Annotated in this window: 27 protein-coding genes; 11 read left to right on the top strand and 16 right to left on the bottom strand. The window is 38.6% G+C overall.

The features are described 5' to 3' along the window. Nucleotides 1–107: 107 nt before the first annotated feature. The 5 genes from ABIN91_RS01705 to ABIN91_RS01685 form a co-directional block, all read right to left on the bottom strand. Nucleotides 108–611: an SDR family NAD(P)-dependent oxidoreductase gene (locus ABIN91_RS01705; RefSeq protein WP_348047785.1), complete on the bottom strand. Its 504-nt coding sequence runs from the start codon at nt 609–611 to the stop codon at nt 108–110. Between the two features lie 137 nt (nt 612–748). Next, on the bottom strand, nt 749–1,024 hold the full coding sequence (locus ABIN91_RS01700; RefSeq protein WP_348047783.1) for a metalloregulator ArsR/SmtB family transcription factor: 276 nt from the start codon (nt 1,022–1,024) through the stop codon (nt 749–751). A gap of 43 nt (nt 1,025–1,067) precedes the next feature. Next, nucleotides 1,068–1,769 (bottom strand): DNA repair protein RadC, encoded by a 702-nt coding sequence (gene radC / locus ABIN91_RS01695; protein WP_348047781.1) that lies wholly within the window; start codon nt 1,767–1,769, stop codon nt 1,068–1,070. 181 nt (nt 1,770–1,950) lie between these two features. Next, complete coding sequence (gene rpsT / locus ABIN91_RS01690) at nt 1,951–2,205, bottom strand: 30S ribosomal protein S20 (RefSeq protein WP_348047779.1); 255 nt, start codon at nt 2,203–2,205, stop codon at nt 1,951–1,953. A 268-nt stretch (nt 2,206–2,473) separates the two neighbouring features. Then, entirely contained in the window at nt 2,474–3,019 is a 546-nt protein-coding gene (locus tag ABIN91_RS01685; protein WP_348047777.1) for a hypothetical protein, read from the bottom strand. A gap of 99 nt (nt 3,020–3,118) precedes the next feature. On the opposite strand from ABIN91_RS01685, the gene ABIN91_RS01680 reads away from it, so the two are divergent. Then, entirely contained in the window at nt 3,119–3,676 is a 558-nt protein-coding gene (locus ABIN91_RS01680) for an arylesterase (protein WP_348047775.1), read from the top strand. Nucleotides 3,677–3,740: 64 nt separating this feature from the next. Here the strand turns inward: ABIN91_RS01680 and ABIN91_RS01675 are convergent, their stop codons facing one another. Further along, the gene (locus ABIN91_RS01675; protein ID WP_348047773.1) at nt 3,741–4,226 is read right to left on the bottom strand and encodes a hypothetical protein; all 486 of its coding nucleotides are present in this window, start codon (nt 4,224–4,226) and stop codon (nt 3,741–3,743) included. A gap of 46 nt (nt 4,227–4,272) precedes the next feature. On the opposite strand from ABIN91_RS01675, the gene ABIN91_RS01670 reads away from it, so the two are divergent. From ABIN91_RS01670 to ABIN91_RS01660, 3 genes are read left to right on the top strand one after another with little or no spacing between them, the layout of a single operon-like run. Then, complete coding sequence (locus tag ABIN91_RS01670; protein WP_348047771.1) at nt 4,273–4,761, top strand: ABC transporter ATPase; 489 nt, start codon at nt 4,273–4,275, stop codon at nt 4,759–4,761. A 25-nt stretch (nt 4,762–4,786) separates the two neighbouring features. After that, the gene (locus tag ABIN91_RS01665; RefSeq protein WP_348047769.1) at nt 4,787–5,311 is read left to right on the top strand and encodes a contractile injection system tape measure protein; all 525 of its coding nucleotides are present in this window, start codon (nt 4,787–4,789) and stop codon (nt 5,309–5,311) included. 52 nt (nt 5,312–5,363) lie between these two features. Next, the gene (locus ABIN91_RS01660) at nt 5,364–5,657 is read left to right on the top strand and encodes a YciI family protein (RefSeq protein ID WP_348047764.1); all 294 of its coding nucleotides are present in this window, start codon (nt 5,364–5,366) and stop codon (nt 5,655–5,657) included. Here ABIN91_RS01660 and ABIN91_RS01655 read toward each other — a convergent pair. Further along, nucleotides 5,654–6,049 (bottom strand): hypothetical protein, encoded by a 396-nt coding sequence (locus ABIN91_RS01655; RefSeq protein WP_348047762.1) that lies wholly within the window; start codon nt 6,047–6,049, stop codon nt 5,654–5,656. The two genes, ABIN91_RS01660 and ABIN91_RS01655, sit on opposite strands and share 4 nt — an antisense overlap. A 77-nt stretch (nt 6,050–6,126) precedes the next feature. On the opposite strand from ABIN91_RS01655, the gene ABIN91_RS01650 reads away from it, so the two are divergent. Then, the gene (locus ABIN91_RS01650; RefSeq protein WP_348047760.1) at nt 6,127–6,744 is read left to right on the top strand and encodes a YdeI/OmpD-associated family protein; all 618 of its coding nucleotides are present in this window, start codon (nt 6,127–6,129) and stop codon (nt 6,742–6,744) included. Between the two features lie 17 nt (nt 6,745–6,761). On the opposite strand, the gene ABIN91_RS01645 is transcribed toward ABIN91_RS01650, so the two are convergent. The 5 genes from ABIN91_RS01645 to rpsF all read right to left on the bottom strand — a co-directional run bounded on the left by ABIN91_RS01645 (nt 6,762) and on the right by rpsF (nt 9,502). After that, nucleotides 6,762–7,547 (bottom strand): Fic family protein, encoded by a 786-nt coding sequence (locus ABIN91_RS01645; RefSeq protein ID WP_348047758.1) that lies wholly within the window; start codon nt 7,545–7,547, stop codon nt 6,762–6,764. Between the two features lie 83 nt (nt 7,548–7,630). Next, entirely contained in the window at nt 7,631–8,314 is a 684-nt protein-coding gene (mtgA, locus tag ABIN91_RS01640; RefSeq protein ID WP_348047789.1) for a monofunctional biosynthetic peptidoglycan transglycosylase, read from the bottom strand. Nucleotides 8,315–8,417: 103 nt separating this feature from the next. Beyond that, on the bottom strand, nt 8,418–8,861 hold the full coding sequence (gene rplI / locus ABIN91_RS01635) for a 50S ribosomal protein L9 (RefSeq protein ID WP_348047756.1): 444 nt from the start codon (nt 8,859–8,861) through the stop codon (nt 8,418–8,420). Nucleotides 8,862–8,876: 15 nt separating this feature from the next. Beyond that, complete coding sequence (rpsR, locus tag ABIN91_RS01630; protein WP_348047754.1) at nt 8,877–9,140, bottom strand: 30S ribosomal protein S18; 264 nt, start codon at nt 9,138–9,140, stop codon at nt 8,877–8,879. Then, complete coding sequence (gene rpsF, locus ABIN91_RS01625) at nt 9,140–9,502, bottom strand: 30S ribosomal protein S6 (RefSeq protein ID WP_348047752.1); 363 nt, start codon at nt 9,500–9,502, stop codon at nt 9,140–9,142. The genes rpsR and rpsF overlap by 1 nt, the downstream gene beginning before the upstream one ends. Nucleotides 9,503–9,856: 354 nt before the next feature. On the opposite strand from rpsF, the gene ABIN91_RS01620 reads away from it, so the two are divergent. Genes ABIN91_RS01620 through ABIN91_RS01610 form a run of 3 tightly spaced genes read left to right on the top strand, consistent with a single transcriptional unit; the run spans nt 9,857 to nt 10,911 of the window. Beyond that, the gene (locus ABIN91_RS01620) at nt 9,857–10,132 is read left to right on the top strand and encodes a helix-turn-helix domain-containing protein (RefSeq protein WP_348047750.1); all 276 of its coding nucleotides are present in this window, start codon (nt 9,857–9,859) and stop codon (nt 10,130–10,132) included. Nucleotides 10,133–10,134: 2 nt separating this feature from the next. Continuing rightward, complete coding sequence (locus tag ABIN91_RS01615; protein WP_348047748.1) at nt 10,135–10,356, top strand: hypothetical protein; 222 nt, start codon at nt 10,135–10,137, stop codon at nt 10,354–10,356. A 12-nt stretch (nt 10,357–10,368) separates the two neighbouring features. Then, nucleotides 10,369–10,911 carry a hypothetical protein gene (locus tag ABIN91_RS01610; RefSeq protein WP_348047746.1) on the top strand — a complete coding sequence of 181 codons (543 nt, stop codon included), beginning with the start codon at nt 10,369–10,371 and terminating at the stop codon, nt 10,909–10,911. A 120-nt stretch (nt 10,912–11,031) separates the two neighbouring features. Here the strand turns inward: ABIN91_RS01610 and ABIN91_RS01605 are convergent, their stop codons facing one another. The 4 genes from ABIN91_RS01605 to ABIN91_RS01590 form a co-directional block, all read right to left on the bottom strand. Next, the gene (locus tag ABIN91_RS01605) at nt 11,032–11,670 is read right to left on the bottom strand and encodes a hypothetical protein (RefSeq protein WP_348047744.1); all 639 of its coding nucleotides are present in this window, start codon (nt 11,668–11,670) and stop codon (nt 11,032–11,034) included. Nucleotides 11,671–11,674: 4 nt separating this feature from the next. Then, nucleotides 11,675–15,247, bottom strand: a complete 3,573-nt coding sequence (locus tag ABIN91_RS01600) for a DUF6443 domain-containing protein (protein ID WP_348047742.1) — start codon at nt 15,245–15,247, stop codon at nt 11,675–11,677. A 420-nt stretch (nt 15,248–15,667) separates the two neighbouring features. After that, a complete protein-coding gene (locus ABIN91_RS01595; RefSeq protein WP_348047740.1) occupies nt 15,668–17,014 on the bottom strand; it encodes an integrase arm-type DNA-binding domain-containing protein in 1,347 nt (448 codons plus the stop codon). 533 nt (nt 17,015–17,547) lie between these two features. Next, a complete protein-coding gene (locus ABIN91_RS01590) occupies nt 17,548–18,576 on the bottom strand; it encodes a hypothetical protein (RefSeq protein WP_348047738.1) in 1,029 nt (342 codons plus the stop codon). A 116-nt stretch (nt 18,577–18,692) separates the two neighbouring features. Between ABIN91_RS01590 and ABIN91_RS01585 the strand changes: the two genes are divergently transcribed. From ABIN91_RS01585 to ABIN91_RS01575, 3 genes are read left to right on the top strand one after another with little or no spacing between them, the layout of a single operon-like run. Beyond that, nucleotides 18,693–18,926, top strand: coding sequence for a hypothetical protein (locus ABIN91_RS01585; protein WP_348047736.1), 234 nt, complete (start codon nt 18,693–18,695; stop codon nt 18,924–18,926). After that, nucleotides 18,914–19,516 (top strand): DUF6879 family protein, encoded by a 603-nt coding sequence (locus ABIN91_RS01580; RefSeq protein ID WP_348047734.1) that lies wholly within the window; start codon nt 18,914–18,916, stop codon nt 19,514–19,516. The genes ABIN91_RS01585 and ABIN91_RS01580 overlap by 13 nt, the downstream gene beginning before the upstream one ends. Next, on the top strand, nt 19,500–20,138 hold the full coding sequence (locus ABIN91_RS01575) for a hypothetical protein (protein ID WP_348047732.1): 639 nt from the start codon (nt 19,500–19,502) through the stop codon (nt 20,136–20,138). Before ABIN91_RS01580 ends, ABIN91_RS01575 begins: the two co-directional genes overlap by 17 nt. Nucleotides 20,139–20,186: the final 48 nt, after the last annotated feature.

Genomic DNA, 20,186 nt, shown 5'->3' with positions numbered 1-20,186 from the left:
GCTTTGTAAAAAGGAAACTAAGGGCAGGTCTCTCTTGCGGTCAACATCCAATATTGGTGCTTAAATCGCCTCCTTTCAACTTGCTGCCCTTAGTCCTGTTTTATTATCTACAAAGATATGAGGCTCCTTGCCAATGATGTTACCGCTGCTTTGGTGGCCGCATATACCGCTGCCGTAGCCATAGCCTTATTGCTCACTGCGGATGATGTGATAATAATTGAAGCGCCATCATTTAAATAAGGCAATGCTTTTTGAACCGAAAAGAACGCACCCTTAAAGTTGATATCGCTGGAGGTGTCAAACATTTCTTCGGTGTATTCTGCAAATGGGGCGGCTATAAAAACGCCGGCATTTACTACCAACACATCAATTTTACCAAATGCATCGCTAATCTGTTTGTATTGCCCGGCTAATTCGCCAACATTGGCAACATCGCTCACTATACCTAAGGTGTTGTTACCAACTGTAGCAACAGCGGCATCCAGCGTTGCTTTATTACGACCGGTTATGGCAACCTTAGCGCCATGCGCTGCAAACAGTTTTGCTGCTGCCAGCCCAATACCGCTATTACCACCTGTAACTACGGCTACTTTATTTTCTAACTTTTTCATTATGATTGTTTATAATATATCTATATATGTAAATTTATCGATTTATTAATCCGCAGTAATCCGCTTTTCTAAATCGTGCACAATAGTACCATATAAATCGATATATCGAAAATAATCGATAAGTTATTTAAATTTTTTTACACAGAAAACACATTCAAAAATTTAACGTATTCGCTCATCACATCTTTGTTTACCCGGTACTGAACGTTACGTCCATCTTTTTCGGCAATAAGCAGGTCGGCATCAACCAATTGATTCAAGTGGTGGGATATGGTGGATTGGGCAAGCTTAACTTCGGACGAGATGCAGGCGCATTGCATCCAATCTTTTTGCTGCTTAACCATCTCCATTATTTTCAGGCGATAAGGATCGCCCAGGGCCTTTGATATTTTTTCTACCTTCTTCAAATCCATTGCGTTGCAAATGTATCGATTGTTTTCGATTTGGTGAAATTGGTTAGAGCACCCCTTCATCCGCGAAGCTGTAGTACGAATGATCGGTAATAATCAGGTGGTCAAATATAACAAGATCCAACAACCGTGCCCCAGCGGTTAATTTTTTGGTGAGGTTCAAATCTTCGGCACTGGGTTTAAGGCTGCCTGATGGGTGGTTATGTGATAATATAATTGATGCCGCATGGTGTTCCAACGCTACCTGGAAGATGATCTTCGGATCGGCAATGGTGGTGGCCATGCCGCCTTTGCTAACGAGGTGAGTCCCTAATACTTTGTTGCCTTTATTAAGCAGCATGATCCAGAACTCCTCATGATTCAGATCGGCCAGCAATGGGTACAATATTTTATAGGCATCGCGGCTACCGGTTATTTTTTCTATAAGGGCAGCTTCGGTATCATCCCGCCTCCGGCCTAATTCCAGCGCGGCAACTATGGATATGGCTTTGGCTTCGCCGATGCCCTTAAACTTACACAACTCACTCACCGAAGCTTTGCCAACAGCATTCAGGTCGTTTTTATAATGATGTAAAATGCGTTTGCTTAGTTCCACGGCCGATTCATCCCGGCTACCGGAACCTATCAGGATGGCTATCAATTCAGCATCAGTTAAAGTCCTGCGGCCCTGGCCTACTAACTTTTCGCGCGGACGGTCCTCCTCGGCCCAAGCCTTGATGCTTATTTTGCCTTCGTATTGTTGTTCCATTTGCCTCACCTAAATCCTCTCCAAAGGAGAGGACTTAAAAGTAGAAATAAATATTGGGTATAGAATAGGCATCTATATTTTCCAGCCTCCCTCTCCTTTGGAGAGGGCCGGGGTGAGGCACAAAAAAAAGCGTACCGATTACATCAGTACGCTTTTTAAAGCTATAAAAGCTAAATATATCTTAAGCTAAAGCGTTAACAAACTTAGTCAGTTTTGACTTGTTGTTTGAAGCTTTGTTTTTGTGGATAACGTTTTTCTTAGCCAAACGATCAAGCATAGAGATCACCTTTGATAAAAGTGGAGTAGCTTCTGTTTTAGAAGTTGTACCTCTTAATCTTTTGATGGCATTTCTTGTAGTTTTTGCCTGATACCTGTTACGTAAACGCTTCGCAGCATTTGACCTGATTCTTTTTATTGATGATTTATGATTTGCCATTGTTTATAGCTATTATTCGTTCTGTTTTAAGGACTGCAAATATAGGGACTTGTTTTGAAATAGCAAAACAGAATTGAAAAAAAGTTTCAGAACGAAACATATGGGAGAAATGAGATATTAGATGTGAGTTAATTAGTAATGATATATTAAGGATCAGATATATTGGGCGTTACTTTCGGCCCGCGCTATCCGTTCCAAGTCCTCATTCGCTGATAGAAGCTCATTCCGGGCTTTCCGCTACTATCGCTAACGCGGAAATACGGGTAACCTAAGCCAGCCCGTTTGTGCCAAAAGAATAAACTTTGCGGGTTTTCAAATTAATATAAAGGTAAAAAAAGCCAGAACCACCATCATTTACATACGCTAAATGCTTTTTCCAGTTTTTTTCAAACCAAGGCCAAGTTGTAAAAGCATTTATATATACATGCTTAGCACCTTTGGCATCAATTGCAGCCACCAGTTGCCTCCGGTAGTTTTTCAAATCCTCTATCTGACCCCAACCCTTACTTTTAAATTCCTGATTATGTTGCTTAACCGAGGCACGAATTAGGCTATCTATAGTTTTCAACTCCGCGGCGCTTAAATCAGCCGCTTTAAAATTACCAACGAATACATTATGCATTTTTTTGATATCAAATTGGATATTTGAATATAGATCAGTGCTATCTACTTTGTAACCTTTGGGATATTGGTTTATAGGTAAAGGGATTTCGGCAGCAGCAGGCACACTATATTTTGGCTTACAAGCACCCGAAATAATTCCGGCTAATACAACAACGGTTAGCAAACGAAAATTCGTAAAAAACAGATACATATTTTACAAGGTACAAAACAATATGTAAGATTGAAGTAATAAATATTGACCTTTAAACTGAACCAAAACACAACTCCATATTCCCCGTTATCACCAACTATGAACACTATTTTATTCTTCGGCGACAGCCTGACTGCCGGTTACGGCCTGGGCGATGCCGGCAACGAATCCTACCCGGCGCTTATCCAGCAAAAAATCAAAAAAGAAAATTTAAACTACCGTATTGTAAACGCGGGTATAAGCGGCGATACTACCGCGGGCGGGCTCAACCGGATTGATTACTGGCTCAGCCAGCCTGTGGATATTTTTATTTTGGAATTGGGGATTAACGACATTATGCGTGGTATTCCGCCGCAGCGTACGGCCGAAAACCTGCAGGCTATTATCAGCAAAGTAAAAACCAAACATCCTCAGGTAAAAATGGCGTTGATGGGTATGGAAATACCTTTGTTAATGCAGGCCGGTTTTGCCGATCAGTTTATCGCTATGTACCGGCAGTTGGCAGCGGCTAATCAAATGGCTTTTGTGCCTTTCTTTTTGAAAGATGTGGCCGGGATACGCCGTCTTAATATACCCGACCGCATCCACCCCACCGCCGAAGGGTATAAAATTATAGCCGATAATGTTTGGCCAGTATTGAGAGGTTTATTGGTTTGATTACGATTAGGTATTTTCAGGTAAAACAGGGTCTATCTTGAGATTTGCATCCTAATTCTTGAGTCTATCTTCCGTTCCGCAAAAACAAAAGCGCCGTTCTCAAGCTATCCACCCGTTCGGGCTCCATGTTTTTTACCGGGATGCTCATGGTTTGCACCATGTTGTCCTCGTTGCCTTTAGGGTCGTTATAGGTTTGCTGGATCACGTTATCGGCATCGGTTTTGAGTAATATCGTGCCCGCGGTAGCTGTACCTATATAGCTCAGATCGTTAAAGCGTTTAATGCGGAAAGAAAAATAATCCTGCTTACCGCCGATATAAGTTTTGCGCAGGCGCACAAACAGATCTTCGGTAACGCTCATTTCCCATTTTTTAAGCTTACTTTCTCCCGATGCATCGTAGCTTTGGTTAAGGCAGTGATTGCTATAAGTAACGGCTTCGCTGGCATCCATACGCCTGTCGCTTTTAAAGCAGCATAATACCATCGCAAAAGCGATAACAACGGGTATAAAAAACTTTCGGGCCGATGGTTTATTAATTGATAATATCATGACATCACTTATCCGTGGTCTAAGTTAATAATTGTTAATTTTGTATATGAACTTTTCTGAAAATTCCCGAATCTGGATCTACCAGTCGAACCGTGAGTTGAATACCACCGAAATGGAACGCCTGCAACATATATTGAACGAGTTTACTACCGACTGGACCGCCCATAACAATTTGCTAAAAGCTAAAGCCGAAGTACGCTATAACCGTTTTATTATTTTAACTGTTGACGAAAGCCAAACAGGGGCCACAGGCTGCTCGATAGATAAATCGGTAACACTGATGAAATCGTTAGAGCATGAGTTCCATATCAACTTGTTTGATAGGTTTAACACCGCTTATCGCGATGAGCAAAACAATATTGCTACGGCAAACCGCGCCGAGTTTGAAGAACTGATTAAACAAGGTAAAGTAAACGCCGATACCATTGTATTTAACAACCTGGTGAACAAATTAGGCGATGTAGCTACCCAATGGGAAGTGACCTACAAAAACAGCTGGCACAAACAAGTGTTTGGTGACTTGGTTACAGCATAAGCCTTACAACACACGGACTTAAAACATGAAGCCAATAAGCCCACAAAGGGGTATAAGTGTGCACAATGCAGGTTGTGTGCTTCTCAGTACCTATTTTCCCATGCTGTTTGAGCGCCTTGGCCTTATGGCGAATCATAGCTTTTTAAACGAAGAAGCGCAGCAACAAGCTGTGCATTATTTGCAATATGTTGTAACCGGTTTAAGCAGTACAGAAGAATCATTATTACCGCTAAATAAGGTGCTGTGTGGGCTGCCCATAGCTCAGCCGATTATACAAGGCATCAATATTTCTGAAGAACATATTGATTTAATTAACGGATTGATAAACGCTGCAATGGGCTATTGGCCGGCCATTGGAAGCTCATCTGTTGATGGGTTTAGGGGGAACTGGCTGGTGCGCGATGGTTTACTTACCGAACACGGGGATAAATGGGAGCTAACGGTTGAAAAACGCGCCTACGATCTGCTGATCCATAGATCTCCATTTTCTTTTTCCATTATTAAATATCCGTGGATGGATAAACCACTCCATGTTACCTGGCCGTATTAACAGCTGGCACAAACAAGTATCCGCTGATCTGGTTATAGCGTAAAGCTTAATCATGTTTATTATCGATCTGGATTATATTGTGCCTTTGGAAGAATTAGATCAGCACATGGCCGCTCATGTTAAATTCCTCAAAAAATATTATCAGCAAAACGTGTTCGTAGCTTCGGGGCGTAAAGTGCCGCGTACAGGTGGTGTCATTCTGGCTTTGGCCGATAGCGAAGATGAAATCCATCAAATTATGAGCGAAGACCCGTTTACTAAACATGAGCTTGCCGAATATTCGGTAACGCACTTTTTAACTTCGCAATATCATCCTGATCTGGAAGGCCTGCTCGGCAAAGCTTAATTACTCACCTTAACAAAGCGGTTTGCACAACCTTCGATACAAAACAGTGGCCCGGCCGGGGACATATCCATCACACCATCGTGAATTTTGTATTGATAGTTTTGCAAAGTATTATCTGTTTTAAATACGGTGATCACACTATCCTTTATAGAATATCTTACATAATCCGACAATACGGTGCCTTCCAGTTTTCCATTCAATTCAAATTTCACATAATCATAATCAGCCTTTGGTGCAACGGGGTTAAACTTTCCCGAGCCATCACCAGGATCGGCCAAAACTTCGGTCAGTTTCCATTTGCCTGTGATGGATGTTTCGGTAACATTATCCTTATGGCATGCAACCGCCAAAATAACAGTGGCTAAAAAAATGGTTCGGTAAACAGCTTTCATAAATATTTGATTTATAGTTAATACGAAGCAATTGAAAAAAATGCTACATTTAAATCGCATTTTTTTTAAATTAGTATATGGAAAACCTTGACCCACGCGTTGATGCCTTCATTGCCAAAGCCGCCGATTTTGCTAAACCTATTTTGAGCCACCTGCGCCAATTGGTGCATACGGCACAGCCGGGTATTGTTGAGACTATGAAATGGAGCATGCCGTTTTTTGACTACAAAGGCCCGGTTTGCCAGATGGCCGCTTTTAAACAGCATGCCGCTTTTGGTTTCTGGAGGGCAACCTTACTTACCGACCCATACAATGTACTCAATAAAGGCGAAGAATCGTCTGCCGGGAGTATAGGCCGCCTCACCAGCCTTTCCGATTTGCCTTCGGACGAGATCCTGATCGAATACATCCGCGAAGCCATTAAACTCAACGAAAGTGGTGAAAAAGGTACCATGAAAATAAAGGACAAACCATCAGCACAAAAAAAGGAAATAGAAGTGCCCGAAGAGTTTATCAATTTGCTTGACGCGAACCCGGTTGCCGAAGGGTATTTCAACAAATTCAGTCCATCAAAACAAAACGAATATTTAGCCTGGTTTGCCGAAGCTAAAACGGATGCTACCCGTTTAAAACGAATACAGCAGGCTATGGAGTGGATTAGTGAGGGGAAGAGCAGGAATTGGAAATACCAGTAGGGATTCGGGGATAGATCTTAAGACAAACTTAATGACGATGGTAACATTAATAAAAATGAAAGCGCATTATTGTAGTTTAATTCCGGGTACTCTAAGCCTAATGCTCTTAAATTATTATAGTAAGATTGATACTGCTGGTAATATTTTTTTTCGGATTGGATAAACCATGATTTAGCTCCCAGTTTTTGTGCCAGAAACCATTTTTCTAATAACCGTGCTGTACGACCATTGCCATCATTAAAAGGATGGATCTTGACAAAAACCAAATGGATCAGGCTTGCGAAGAAGAACACTTGTTGAATGCTTAGTTCGCTTGCAAGTAACAAATCGATATCAGCGTATAACTTATTCATTTCGGCTGTTACGGAGGTGGGCGCTGCTGCTACATATTCCATTTTACCATCGGGAGTTGTTACATACATGTTTTGTGTACGTGATTTACCCCGCTGATGCTTAGCCAAAATATGCCTGGTTAATAACTGATGCACTTGCTCTACGTTGCTTTGGTTTAAAATATTTGCTTTAGCGAAAGTGTAAGCATCGTACAGATCATCTATCTTTTTAGTGTAATCGGCTAAAAATTCAACTCCGAATTTTTTATGCTTGATGTACGAATCAAGCTCCATCTCCTCACCTTCTATCTTGCTCGAAAAAACCGAAGCTACTGAAGTATAGAAGCTGAAAGTATGTGTGGATAATTCCGCATCGGTTAACCCGTTAAATAAAAATTGCAAGTCGCTGTTTACCTGATGAACATATTGCTCATACAAATCAACAGGTATAATACTCAACTCCAATTTCATATATTTTAGTTTAGCGGTTTTGCCGGTGGCACACCAACAAAGTACGGAATTTTATTCTTATCCGCTTTAAGGAGGTTAGGGGGCTAAAAATCCAAAGGCCCCATTCTGCGCATATTCTTAATGATCAGATACTTCTTATGCATAATATGATTATCCGGATTATCGGGTGTCCATTTGATGGGATTGGGCCAGCAGGCTGCAATGAGGGCGGCCTGGCTTTTGTTTAAGTTAGCTGCCGAGATGTGGAAGTAAGCTTGCGAGGCGGCTTCTACACCGTAAATACCGTCGCCCATTTCAATCTCGTTCAGGTAGACCTCCAGCACGCGTTGCTTGCTCCAAAAAATATTGATGAGCAAAGTAAACCAAGCTTCAAAACCTTTGCGGATGTAGGAGCGGCCCGGCCATAGGAATACATTTTTGGCGGTTTGCTGGGTTATGGTACTGCCACCTACCAGTTTGTGGCTGTTTTTTTTATTGTTATTATCGATGGCTTTTTCTATGGCTTTAAAATCAAAGCCGTGATTCTCTAAAAAGGTAGCGTCTTCGGCGGCAACGGCGGCGCGTTTCATAGGGTCGGCAATGTCGTCAAAGTTAATCCACTTTTTGTCTATCTTCCAATCCTTTCCATCACTTTTGCGCTCGAAGCCACGGGTTATCATCAGCCAGGTTACGGGTGGGTTTACAAAGCGATACAGGATCACCATGAACAGGCTTATCCCTACAAAAAGGATAACCGTTAGTTTAAGTATGCGGAGAATGAGACGCATAACACCGCCTCGTTTTAATTTTGCTTTAGCCATTGACCAAAAATAAAAAAAGGTATTTAGCCTAAGCTAAATACCTTTAAATAATTTGTATTTGAGAATAATATTATTCAGCAACTACAGTGAACGGAACCTTAACTTTCACTTCTTTGTGTAAGTTTAAGTTTGCGGTGTAATCACCAACAAATTTAGGTTCAGCATCAAATGTGATACGGCGACGGTCAACTTCAAATCCTTCTTTCTTCAATGCATCAGCAATTTGAATAGTGTTGATCGATCCGAAAATTTTACCGGTTTCGCCAGCTTTAGCGCCGATAGAAAGTGTAACACCTTCTAAACGGGCCGCGATAGCGTCGGCATCTTTGCGTATTTTCTCTTGTTTAAACTGAGCTTGTTTCAAGTTCTCAGCTAATACCTTGCGTGCAGATACGGTAGCCAATTGTGCAAATCCCTGAGGAATCAGGAAATTACGGCCATAACCAGCCTTTACACTTACTACATCGTCTTTTTCGCCGAGGTTTTTGATATCTTGTTTTAAAATAACTTCCATTTTCTTATCCCCCTATTATTTTAACGAATCAGTAACATAAGGTAATAAACCAATGTGGCGGGCGCGTTTAACGGCTTGTGCCACCTTGCGCTGGAATTTTAAAGAAGTACCTGTTAAACGGCGTGGTAATAACTTACCCTGATCGTTAATAAACTTCAATAAAAAGTTAGCGTCTTTGTAGTCGATATACTTGATTCCGTTCTTTTTGAAACGGCAGTATTTTTTACGGTTATCCTCCACTTTTGGAGCGGTAACGTATTGGATTTGATCTTTTGCCATTACTTAGCTGCCTCCTCGGTTTTAGGTTTTTTCTGGAATGCACCGCTACGTTTTTTGTCGTTGTAAGCAGTTGCATGTTTGTCAAGCGCGATAGTGAGGAAACGCATAACACGCTCATCCCTTCTCAATTCAACTTCCAGTTTGTTAATTAAATCACCCGGAGCCTTGTATTCAGTTAGGTGGTAGTACCCTGTTGTCTTTTTTTCGATAGGGTACGCTAGTTTTCTCAAACCCCAATTGTCCTCTTGGACAATTTCGGCTCCATTGTCTGTTAATAACTTGCTAAATTTGGCTGTAACCTCTTTAGCAGTTTCAACTGACAACAACGGGGTAAGAATGATCACGGTTTCGTACTGTTGCATTTAAACTTTGTTTTTTAATGTTTTACCGCCTTTTAAAGCGGGATGCAAATGTAGATATAAATACCTATAATTCAAAACCTTTATAAACAAAAAAAGTGATAGGGTTAAGAGCCCTATGGTAGTAAATCGAAATTTTATAACTACTACCCTATTAACAGCTTTTGATGGAATTTTCGCAGGCTGTATTTTTCTGTTAAAACAATGTTTAAACAAGGCACTCAAACCACAATGGGCATCCAGCCTTATCATCGCATCGTGCAATGATTTATTACTTAAAGATAAGAAATATCGCCGTCATATCCTAAAATATCCCACATTTTTTGTTACTAATCTTAAAAATACATACCTTGCTGTATGGAAGTTATCTGCTTTGAAGATCGCGCCTTCTTTGCAATGATTGATAAGCTTGAAGCTTATATAGACAGTAAAAAACCTAAGCAATCACAAGGCGACAAATGGGTTTCCGGCGAGGAGGCCATGAGGATGTTACGCATTACCAGCAAAACCACATTGCAGAAGTTTCGCGATGAAGGAAAAATTCGTTACAGCCAACCGGAGAAAAAACTCATCCTTTATGATGCCGACAGCATCCGCGATTATATTGAAGACTTTACTTACGAAACTTTTTGATTATGGAAGAAGAACAAGACCCATCGCCGGAATATATCAGGGGCTTTAATCAAATGTATAAGCTGAAACAAGGGATGCCCGAAGTTGCGCAGCAAATGTTATCGGCTAAAGCTGATGGCGACCGTTTCAAAGGCATGGTTGCCGGGGCGAGGCAACACGAACTTGAACGCATCCGGGAAGTTTCGCAAAAAGGCCGCGAACAATCACGCGAACCTGAAAGATAACTTACAGATACCATGTCTAAACGGCACTGTTTACTTTTAATGTTGTTTCTACTTAGCCAAGAAATAGCCAGCGGACAATCAATTGAACGTTTAAAAGTTTATATTGGTCAAAAAGCAACAGAAATTCAAACAATAGTCGGTAACGAGGTTCAAACACATTATAACGCAAAAGATTGGCTTACAAAAACCCGAGCGCAAATCAAGCATGCGAACGGATGTGTAAGCGAAGTGATATTATACAAAGAAAATGTGTTAATACCGGAATTTCAGAAGTCCGCCAATTATTGCGTTCATTATATTATTAAAGGAGATACCCTATCTCATATCGCAACGGAATATCTCAATTTGAACATGAAAGAAGTGCGATCATTTTTTTCAACGGCACATGTTACGAGAGTTAGGGATTATTATTTCTTTACCAGCTATCAAAATTATTTTTTCCTTTACTTGACAGATAAGGGAACTATTGTTGAAGATTTTAGAAAAACAATTCTTGCCGAATTGCCTCCAAATATTCAAGAAGAAATTATAATGTTGAATAAAAAATTCGAATAAAACGCATAATATTTATCTAAATATTATAAAATCAATTCTACTAGTAACTTTAAATTTGTCTTGCAGTATTTAAACAAACCGATAAATTCCCAAACTATAATACAAAGACATCACGCAAGATTATAGTTTTAAATCAAGTTTTGAGTTATTTTTGATCCATTTGATTTTTTGTTTATTTACAATCTTAAGTGTGTCTATTTGTTTTATCCTAAAAAAATCTCTTGAATCAATATTGGAGGTAATTTCAAAACTGGTAGGAATGTCGGTTTTAACGATAAATTCTTCCGAGGATAAGGTATCAATTAGTGGTACTGTTCCGTAAACTATTCCTGGTTGTAGATATGCCCTCAACCTAAAACTCGTAATTCTTCTATCAACCTTTAAAGGCTGATAGAGCGGATACCATTTATTGTGATTGATAAGTATCTCATACACGACCTCTTTATCTTTTGATTTTTCTCTGTTTGTAATTATTGATTGACCTTTTCCTCTCTCCGATTTAACCGATATACAAATTTTTTTGAGGTCGGCATTGAAATCACTTCTTAAAAAAACATATCCATGCTTAGTAATATATGTCCCTTTAGAATATGCAGTCATGCCCGCATCAGTATTAATATTGAAAGAATACAAGGAATCGTTAATAAACTTTATATTATCACCAATCCTTCCAATGTATTTACCTTGTGTTATTCTTTGAGGGCCACAACTTAGCAGCCCTAATAACATTAATAGTGGAATATACAGGTAGTATTTCATTTAGTTATTGTCCTCCATTTCCAAATAAACGCATTATCACCGCCTTTAATAATACATTAGGGTATAAAGCCTTATTATCATTCGGATTTTTTATACCTCCTACATAGGAAGTATTTATATCATTTAGCGAACCTGCTGATTGGCTTTTGCCAAGTAAGGTTGATGCAGGAAATCCAGTCGAGTCAAATGCGAACTGAGCCTTATATGCTTCAATCTCTCCGTCAGCATTGTTCTGGTACGCAGCCGCTCCATACCCCCATAAAATATTTCCACTACTACTAAACCTATAGTCATCGGCTATAGTCGCAGCATAAGCATGGGTCATTTCATGAACACCATTTGCTTCACCGTTAATGCTCATCATGTAAATTGTCTTTTCTTTGCCATTAACCGTTTGAGTTTCCTTGGTCGTTCCACCAACCGAATTACCGGGAGTCATATTGAACCCGTAGGTAAAATCGGTTGATTTCGTCATTTCATCTATTTTATTAATCGTTGAGTTGTTAATTTCGATAGACGCTTTTGTTTCGTTTAAATCCTTAGTTTCACTCGCAATATACGCTGATTTTGCCTTATCGTCTTTGAATTTTTTGTCGCCTGAATTGGCCTTATCTATCCTGCTCTGTATTCGTTTTGCTTTCCCTTCCAAACCTTTATTGACATCCTTCGCATCTGATTTTACTTTTTCTGCATAAGCCTTATCATCATCATTTCTCCAATCTCGACCATCTGGATCAATCCTTGATACTGGATTGTTACTAACGTAGTTGTAAGCACCATCCGTATAATATTTTTCTGCTAAAGGATCGACAGTTCCCCATCTTCCTATTGTCGCATCATAATATCTTGCGCCATAGTCGGACGTACCCAACTCATCTTGATATTCTTTTTTATTGTATAAATAATTATTTTTTTGTCCAAAAGTGTATCGGTTATAATTTACACCAAAAGGGTAATAATCATCTCTTTGAATAACCCTTGCAACATTACTACTATCATCAAAGCATATACGATTGTTTCCCAAGTGATCAGTTAGCGTATATTCGTATCTGTAGGCGCCTGTCACTGGATTACGTCTGGCTATGCCTTCCTCATTTGTTACAAATTCAATAGCTGAATTATAATATTGGATACCTTTAATGTAATCTTCACTTCCAAAGGTGCTGCTCGCACTTACACGCCGTAGTTTCTGGCCATCAGCCTCATAAGTATAAGTAACGGTTTTCCCGCCAGTAACAAATTGCGGCAGATTGAGTATATTATAAGCAATAGAAACGTTGTTGTGCGCATCAAAAACTGTGTTACCATTACCATCATATAAATATGTATTGGTGCCGGTCAGGCCAGTAACACTGGTTAATTGATTTCCATTATAATTATAGGTATAATTGGCTGTAGACGAAGTACGTGGATCTATACGGGTTAAATGTTGTATGTTTCCAACTTTGTCGTAATCTATAGCTTGCTCTGTATAGCTTTCATTCGACACCCCGCTTACCAAGCGATTTAAGTTATCATATGAATAAGTATAGCTTTTATTTAAATTGCTACCTGTCCCCCAATATTGATTTGCAATGTTACCGTTGTAGAGAGGTGTTGTGCCATCATCATATTTTAATTTAATTACAAACAAACCGGAACTGTCTTTAGTCATCCAACCACGTTCGTTATATTGGTAGCTTATATCCTGCAAGAATGAATTTCCACTATCAGTACTATGTAGATGTTTTGCTGTTAACTGCCCCACTTCATTATAGTCCAATTTAGATAAAAGCACCTTTGTTCCTCCCGCAATCTGATTCCAGGATTGCGTTTTCCTACCCATATGATCGTAAACCAAGCTATCGACAATGGCTAAATCTAGATTAGTTGCAGCATGATGATTTCTTGTTTTTGTGATTAAATTATTGGTGAAATCATAAGTACTATTCACCTCATCGTAGTTGGCCGTATTTGCGGAACCGTTCAAATAATGTTGTACAATTGCATTTATTGTTCTGCCCTTGTCATCATAATATTGAACAGTCCAAAGCATATCAGAGGTTCCCAATACATTTGACAAACTTGCCGTTGTTAAGCCTCTTGTCATTTGACTATATGACACATGCTTATCATATGTTGACGGCAAACTTGGGATATTATAATCATCAAAATATGTTACCGATAAATAATCGACAATATTATTAACGGGGAATGAGGCAGCGGTATAATATTTACCGGATGAATTGGCATTATCTCTACGTTCCCATTGTATGGATTGAGAATTAATCTGGCTTTGTAAGTTGGTTCTACTAATGGAAGTTCCCCCATTGTTCCATGTACCTGTAATGAGGGCCCTACCTAATGCATCATATTTAATAAAAGTCCATTTATTTTGTACACGTTGCATTGAATCTTGGCTGGCAATCATTTTATCTAGGACATTGTAAACCTTATATTCCACTCCTTTTGACGGTATTTTAGATTCAACTATTCGTCGCCTTTCATCATATCTATATTGAAAGCAAAGATTTTCTAATACTGTTTGGGTTATGCCGCCATTATCCGGCTCGGCTTTAGGTGGTAGCACAAAAGACAAATCGCCGAAATCATCATAAACGTAATATGTAGATAGTGTTTCCAGCCCGGTAAAAGTTAGATTATAGGCGCGTTTTAATACGGTATGTCCTTCATTATCTTTATATTCCTCTGTTGTACCCGCTTTACCGTCAGTGGCTAACCAATTTTCATTACTGTAGACTGTTACCACAAGTGTATTTACATTATAACTACCCCTATCTACCAACGAAGGTTTCCCATTCGCATCTAAATTAACACTATACAATTTGGCCCAACGACCACTACCGCTTGTTAGCGATGTTGCATCGTTGGTATGGTAATCTAATTTCACTGTGTGCCCGGGATTTGTAGCAGTTGTATTTGCTGACAATTGCCAACTGTCCCCTGTTGCTCCCAGTTCCAAAGGACGATTTAGCGGAGATGCTTCGAATTGTGTTTGTGAAAACGGAAAGTTAGTATTTTTAATACCTGGTGCATTCCAACCAATTGGATTGTTATAAAATGAACTCTGATCTGCGATTGCATTAGTTTTGTAGCTTCCATCACTTACGCCAGGTAGTGCCGTGTAAATATTATATTTAGTTGTTTCTCGGCCAAATTGGTCGTAGGCAATTGGTGTAACGATATCTCTTAGATTTGGACTTGCCTTAACCTGCACAGTTTGCATTGGTCTTCCTAATCCATCAAAATATTGAATTGTTTCCATCACCTCACATGTGTTCTTGCCCGCTAAAGACGATGCATCATTGAATGGCTGGCGGGGAACATAAGTGACAATATAGTTTTGATTGGAACTTGGAGCTGCATTTAATGGAGTACAAATAGGACTGCTAACAATGCTGCCACTAAAATTATCTGAGGAAAATCCTACATCTAATGTTATTGTATGCGGTGCAGTATATGTTCCAGTTGTGTTAGGTTGGTTTAAGATCAATTGAGCAGATACGTCTAAAGAGCTATAAAAAAACAACCCACAGGAAATAATAAAAAACAGATACCGGGCTTGAATAGCTTTCATTGTGCTGATGTAGATAAAGTGAAACGGTATTGCCTCATGTGGGGAACGAAAGCAATGATATTAGGTAATAAATATGATTATTTATTATTTAAAAACCAAATTTTTTAATCCTCATATAAATTTGGTCAGTGGAAGTTTTGCAATAACATAGTAATTATTTTGTGATGCCTAATCTGAAACCATGCAGATTAGGAACTATCGGGAGTATGAAGTTTCTCTTGGAAGCTCAACCTGCAAATTTTCAGAAAGACTTAAAACCAAACTGTACTACTTGGAATGATGCCCATGTATAAACATGGCCCCGCAAAAATCAGGGCCATGTTTATTTATAGTTAGAAATCTTTATTGCGACTTCTTAGATATTCTTTTATTTCATCTACATTCCAGTAATTGAGGCGACCGCCATCATCTTTGTGTGGCTTAGGAAACGTCCCGGATTTGATACGCCTGTTGAGTGTTGAAAGACTCAAATTTAACTGCCGAAGTACTATTGCTGTAGTAATTCGAAATGGTTGGGCTGCACCTTGATGAATTTCCATGATTGTTCCTTTCTGTTTGTTGTGGTTTAAATAGACTATCAAGATAATCTGCATAATCCTGCATGAGTTTTATACGATCATCTAAATATTTGGCTCTATCATATGTGCGTAGCACTTCGCCTTTGGGTACATGCCCCAATTGACGATCTACTATACGCATTCTGTATTTGAGCTTTTCAGTACTAACGCTCATAAATAACGATCTAAAACCGTGAGTCGTCATTACTGATTTGTACCCTAATCGGTCAAGTTCTCCGAGTATAATGTTCTTACAAACTGGCTGATTTTCTTTTACAGGGCTTGGTAGAAGATATTTTCTGTTTTCACCATATTCCCTATCAAGTTCTAAAATTATCGTGATAGCTTGCTTAGATAACGGAACAAGATGATCTCTCTTTATTCTTCTTTGTTCGGCTGATTTTTTCACATTGTCAGATATAATAATCCAAGTAGCTGCATCAAGATTGAATTTTGACCGTTCTGATTTTAGCATTTCCATCGTTCGGCAACCAAACAACATAGCTAATCTTGCTGCCTGATTAGCTAATTTATGTTGTGTAGGAGGCGGGGAATAGATGGCTTTTATAAAATCTGGAAGTTGTTCTAATTCAATACAAGCGAAATGACCTGAAATATATTTAGGTAATGCCGCTTTAACGCCCAACGTCAAATCTTTATCAAGCCGATCTGTTAGCCCGGCGAATTCAAAAATTTGTTTACAATAGCCAAGCAATCTTTTTCCAAGTTCCGGCGATCTTTCTGCCGCCTTTTGCAAACAAACCAAAAGTATTTTACGAGGCAACTTGTTGATAGGGTAACGTCCTAAATTATCAAACAACTCATTTTCTAATCTTCGTAAAATCCGCGCAGCTTGCTTCGGTGACCAATTATTAATATAACGATCATGCCATTCTCTTGATATCGCTTCAAAGGTTTGAGAACTGTTATATAATGCTAATTGCTTTGCCTCTTTTCGCAAAATTGATGGATCATCGCCATTTTTTAAATCAGTTTTAGCTTTATCACGCTTGTCCCTTGCATCTCGTAAAGAAACTTCAGGATAAGCACCAAAGGAAAGTGTGTTCTCCTTATTGTTGCAGTTATATTTTAACTTCCAATATTTTTTACCATTCGGTTGTATGAACAGCCATAGTCCCTCGCCATCGTTAAGTTTATAGGTTTTAAGTTTTGCCCTCGCATTTTTACAGGACGAATCATTAAGGAGCATAACGCTCTCCTTTCAGTACAGAATGTTACAGACTGGAAACTGTCGGGGATGCTTACGCTGATTTTTTACCCCATTTTTTACCCGCTTTTGCGTGATATATTATGAAGTATAGGGATATATTCCTAAATGTCAACCCACTATTTATTTGTTTCAAAACAAATATTTGATGCCTTATGGCATCTTGTGAATTAAAATTTGGTAGCCCCGACCGGGGTTGAATACATCTTTTTAAATCTTTGTAAAACAAAAAAGCTTTATTTTAAAGCTTGTCCTTTACCCTAACAATTACCCTAAATCTGCTTTTCAGCAGACTATAAAAGCGTAGCATGAACTTCGAGGTTAATTCAATAAATTTTATCGTCATCCCCCCCTCTGACCTGTCTCCAAAAGCCCAAATCCCCAGTAGTTCGTCAATCTGCCTATTCACCGATGAACAGCGTTAACCTGACCGTTCAACGGTCTCAACCGATCCACACTATACCGGAGCCTAAAATCGGGGCATTGCTTTCAGTGTTGCTACTCACTTCTATTGGTTACTCCTTAATAATTTCCGATTTGATTATTTGCGCCATAATCGTTTTTTTGAGAGTTGACCAGTTAGTTTCCAAAAATGGGTATCGAATATTACTTTTGGGGTCTATTGCCCAACCTGTTTGTGTAAATTTATATTTCTTCATTAAGAGATCACCTTCTTTGGAGCCCCCAATCGCACAAATAACTAAATCTTTATTTTTGATATCAGCTAATTTAGATATTATGTTCTCAAAACGTCTGCGAAACTCCCGTTGAACATCAGTGGAAATACAAGCAAATCCTTCGATATATAGATGTTTGACGTTTTTTTTATCAGTTGGTGTGTAAATATCATCTGACGATATTTTGTCTTCATAAACTATTCCAGATTTAAGGTTGTTATAAAAGCTCTCGCTAAGTGGCAAAAGATTTATATTAGCCAGTAGTTCACCAAATTCGTCCAAACAGACAACAAAAATATAGTTGTTTTTTTCATGCCACGGACTTTTAACTTCAAAATCATTTATTGGACATGGGTAAACGCGTTTAGCCAAGTCCGCAATTAATTTGATGTCCGCTACTGTGGCAAATCTGATGGTTTTATTATCGTCTTCATCTATATCAATTGGAGCCTTATTTTTTGTTCTTATAATATTTGCCTTGTATCTATCATACATTTTCGATAGTCGCATTTCTACTGATGAAATGATTTCCTGCTGAATATCCTTTGAGTAGGATGAAAATGGTCTTGCTAAATATAGCAAGCCATTTTTGGCAGCAGGACTGGTACTATGACTTACAAGAAAATCCGCCCAGCAATTGTAAACACCTAACTTAGACGGTATTTGTGACATCTTGTCCAAGATATGTACCGGGAAATCAAAGTCATCTTTTGACCATACGTACCTTCTTATATAGTCTGCTAATGTTTTAGCTGTTACAACATTACTATTCGAATAGTAGTTTTTATCAGTGCTAACTACAAATTTATAAACGCTCTCTCTTGTTGAAACAGTTCGTAGGGTTTCTTCTGCTTCAAATTCGATCATTCGCTTTAAAAGCAAAAATAAATAAGGATTAATTCTCATTGCGATACGGTAGTTATAATTCACCCGTTTTTGGGATAAATTTTTAATTGAAATTTACATCATAAAACAATAAAGATATGAAAGCAAAACGACTATTAGCAAAATTTGTAGGTGAAAATCCGGGATGTTCAGATAATGATTGCCCAGCAATTATCGAAGCTGAGGATGGTAATTTTATGGTTATTGGTAAAAAGCCAACTGGAAATGAAGATTTACAGTCATTCGCCTGCATCGCAGACGATGAACTACTTGTTATATTACCAAGGGAGGTTATTATTAAAACTGTGGAGCAATTGACATGCAATATCTAAACCGTCCAGATTACAAAGAGAAATATTTTAAGCTTTGGGAGACTTGTAGAGACGAGTTTTTCAAGCTTGAAGTACTTCCAGTTTATGAAGAATTCGATATATCGGATTGGTCAACAGTAGACGCAAGAAAAACGAACGAATTAATTTGCAAAGTTCAAAAAAGCATTTATTCTTCAAAAGAGAAATTCCATAGTCGAATATTTAACGATGGTGTGCATTTCAATCGAATTCGTTATATCCCTTTTCCATTGTCAAAATATCTTTTGATTGAGCTTAGCAGTTACATGACTTCGCAATCAATAGGAGTGAATATCGAAGTTATTGAAGATAGTGACCTTCCAAAGATTGATGAAAAACTACGACATCTATTCAGTGATTTTGTATTGTTCGACGAAAAGCATCTTTTCAAATTTGATAACCCTGGTGGAATAATGACAGGGGGAGCGTATTACTCAGATCAAGTTGATGAAATCGCGCCATACATTCAATTATCGAATAGTTTGAAGACCATGAGTAAATCATTGAACGAATACTTATCACTTTTAAATATTCAATTTATTAACTCAATTTCCGATGAATCCCAACCATGATTTGTACGAAATTGCTAAGGATATAATTATACCGCTTTTTGGTAGTGTGTTATCTTTTACAGCAATCCTTATAGCTCTACTTTCTTTAAAGTCTTCTAATAAAGTTGCTAAGGCAAATTACGAGCTTCAGATAACCCTTTCACATAGAGAGACGTGGCAGAAGATCGGAGAATTAAAGTTAAACCGAATAAAAGATGCTACAGCCGATCCAAATGAAATTGAAGAATTAGAATATATATACACGAATTTCGTCATACATAATGTAAAGAATATGTATTATGGGATAGCTCGCGGGATACTTGGTAATAAGCGCCGAAAAGTAGCACACATGAAAGATATTGGGAAATTTATTTCTTTCCCAATTCCTAATAAAGTTTGGTCACAGGTGAAACAATATCATGAAACCCCATTTCAAAAATTCATTGAAGATAGTCAAAAAGTTTTTCGGGGAGAACCGTTACCTCTTAAAGGATTAAAAAAGGCATTCAAAAATTTAAGAATATGGATGATAGTGATATCGAACAAAGGCCAAGTAATATTTTTTTTGTTAGTAACAAAAAGCCTCAGCCGCATATCGTATAAGGCGTTGCGCATGGCGGCTTACATTAGAACATTCTTATAAAAACATTTTTATGGATCCTTTTTTAAATGACACCAATTCTGATTATCA

Source organism: Mucilaginibacter sp., from assembly GCF_039921305.1.
In the GTDB taxonomy this organism is placed as follows: domain Bacteria; phylum Bacteroidota; class Bacteroidia; order Sphingobacteriales; family Sphingobacteriaceae; genus Mucilaginibacter.
The sequence above is the reverse complement of the archived record's forward strand: the minus strand, read 5'-3'. Positions and strand labels throughout refer to the sequence as shown.

What these genes read in the sequence shown, in the direction of transcription:
- ABIN91_RS01705 (WP_348047785.1), bottom strand. Translation starts at nt 611, where the DNA reads ATGAAAAAGTTAGAAAATAAAGTAGCCGTAGTTACAGGTGGTAATAGC.
- ABIN91_RS01700 (WP_348047783.1), bottom strand. Translation starts at nt 1,024, where the DNA reads ATGGATTTGAAGAAGGTAGAAAAAATATCAAAGGCCCTGGGCGATCCT.
- radC (WP_348047781.1), bottom strand. Translation starts at nt 1,769, where the DNA reads ATGGAACAACAATACGAAGGCAAAATAAGCATCAAGGCTTGGGCCGAG.
- rpsT (WP_348047779.1), bottom strand. Translation starts at nt 2,205, where the DNA reads ATGGCAAATCATAAATCATCAATAAAAAGAATCAGGTCAAATGCTGCG.
- ABIN91_RS01685 (WP_348047777.1), bottom strand. Translation starts at nt 3,019, where the DNA reads ATGTATCTGTTTTTTACGAATTTTCGTTTGCTAACCGTTGTTGTATTA.
- ABIN91_RS01680 (WP_348047775.1), top strand. Translation starts at nt 3,119, where the DNA reads ATGAACACTATTTTATTCTTCGGCGACAGCCTGACTGCCGGTTACGGC.
- ABIN91_RS01675 (WP_348047773.1), bottom strand. Translation starts at nt 4,226, where the DNA reads ATGATATTATCAATTAATAAACCATCGGCCCGAAAGTTTTTTATACCC.
- ABIN91_RS01670 (WP_348047771.1), top strand. Translation starts at nt 4,273, where the DNA reads ATGAACTTTTCTGAAAATTCCCGAATCTGGATCTACCAGTCGAACCGT.
- ABIN91_RS01665 (WP_348047769.1), top strand. Translation starts at nt 4,787, where the DNA reads ATGAAGCCAATAAGCCCACAAAGGGGTATAAGTGTGCACAATGCAGGT.
- ABIN91_RS01660 (WP_348047764.1), top strand. Translation starts at nt 5,364, where the DNA reads ATGTTTATTATCGATCTGGATTATATTGTGCCTTTGGAAGAATTAGAT.
- ABIN91_RS01655 (WP_348047762.1), bottom strand. Translation starts at nt 6,049, where the DNA reads ATGAAAGCTGTTTACCGAACCATTTTTTTAGCCACTGTTATTTTGGCG.
- ABIN91_RS01650 (WP_348047760.1), top strand. Translation starts at nt 6,127, where the DNA reads ATGGAAAACCTTGACCCACGCGTTGATGCCTTCATTGCCAAAGCCGCC.
- ABIN91_RS01645 (WP_348047758.1), bottom strand. Translation starts at nt 7,547, where the DNA reads ATGAAATTGGAGTTGAGTATTATACCTGTTGATTTGTATGAGCAATAT.
- mtgA (WP_348047789.1), bottom strand. Translation starts at nt 8,314, where the DNA reads ATGCGTCTCATTCTCCGCATACTTAAACTAACGGTTATCCTTTTTGTA.
- rplI (WP_348047756.1), bottom strand. Translation starts at nt 8,861, where the DNA reads ATGGAAGTTATTTTAAAACAAGATATCAAAAACCTCGGCGAAAAAGAC.
- rpsR (WP_348047754.1), bottom strand. Translation starts at nt 9,140, where the DNA reads ATGGCAAAAGATCAAATCCAATACGTTACCGCTCCAAAAGTGGAGGAT.
- rpsF (WP_348047752.1), bottom strand. Translation starts at nt 9,502, where the DNA reads ATGCAACAGTACGAAACCGTGATCATTCTTACCCCGTTGTTGTCAGTT.
- ABIN91_RS01620 (WP_348047750.1), top strand. Translation starts at nt 9,857, where the DNA reads ATGGAAGTTATCTGCTTTGAAGATCGCGCCTTCTTTGCAATGATTGAT.
- ABIN91_RS01615 (WP_348047748.1), top strand. Translation starts at nt 10,135, where the DNA reads ATGGAAGAAGAACAAGACCCATCGCCGGAATATATCAGGGGCTTTAAT.
- ABIN91_RS01610 (WP_348047746.1), top strand. Translation starts at nt 10,369, where the DNA reads ATGTCTAAACGGCACTGTTTACTTTTAATGTTGTTTCTACTTAGCCAA.
- ABIN91_RS01605 (WP_348047744.1), bottom strand. Translation starts at nt 11,670, where the DNA reads ATGAAATACTACCTGTATATTCCACTATTAATGTTATTAGGGCTGCTA.
- ABIN91_RS01600 (WP_348047742.1), bottom strand. Translation starts at nt 15,247, where the DNA reads ATGAAAGCTATTCAAGCCCGGTATCTGTTTTTTATTATTTCCTGTGGG.
- ABIN91_RS01595 (WP_348047740.1), bottom strand. Translation starts at nt 17,014, where the DNA reads ATGCTCCTTAATGATTCGTCCTGTAAAAATGCGAGGGCAAAACTTAAA.
- ABIN91_RS01590 (WP_348047738.1), bottom strand. Translation starts at nt 18,576, where the DNA reads ATGATCGAATTTGAAGCAGAAGAAACCCTACGAACTGTTTCAACAAGA.
- ABIN91_RS01585 (WP_348047736.1), top strand. Translation starts at nt 18,693, where the DNA reads ATGAAAGCAAAACGACTATTAGCAAAATTTGTAGGTGAAAATCCGGGA.
- ABIN91_RS01580 (WP_348047734.1), top strand. Translation starts at nt 18,914, where the DNA reads ATGCAATATCTAAACCGTCCAGATTACAAAGAGAAATATTTTAAGCTT.
- ABIN91_RS01575 (WP_348047732.1), top strand. Translation starts at nt 19,500, where the DNA reads ATGAATCCCAACCATGATTTGTACGAAATTGCTAAGGATATAATTATA.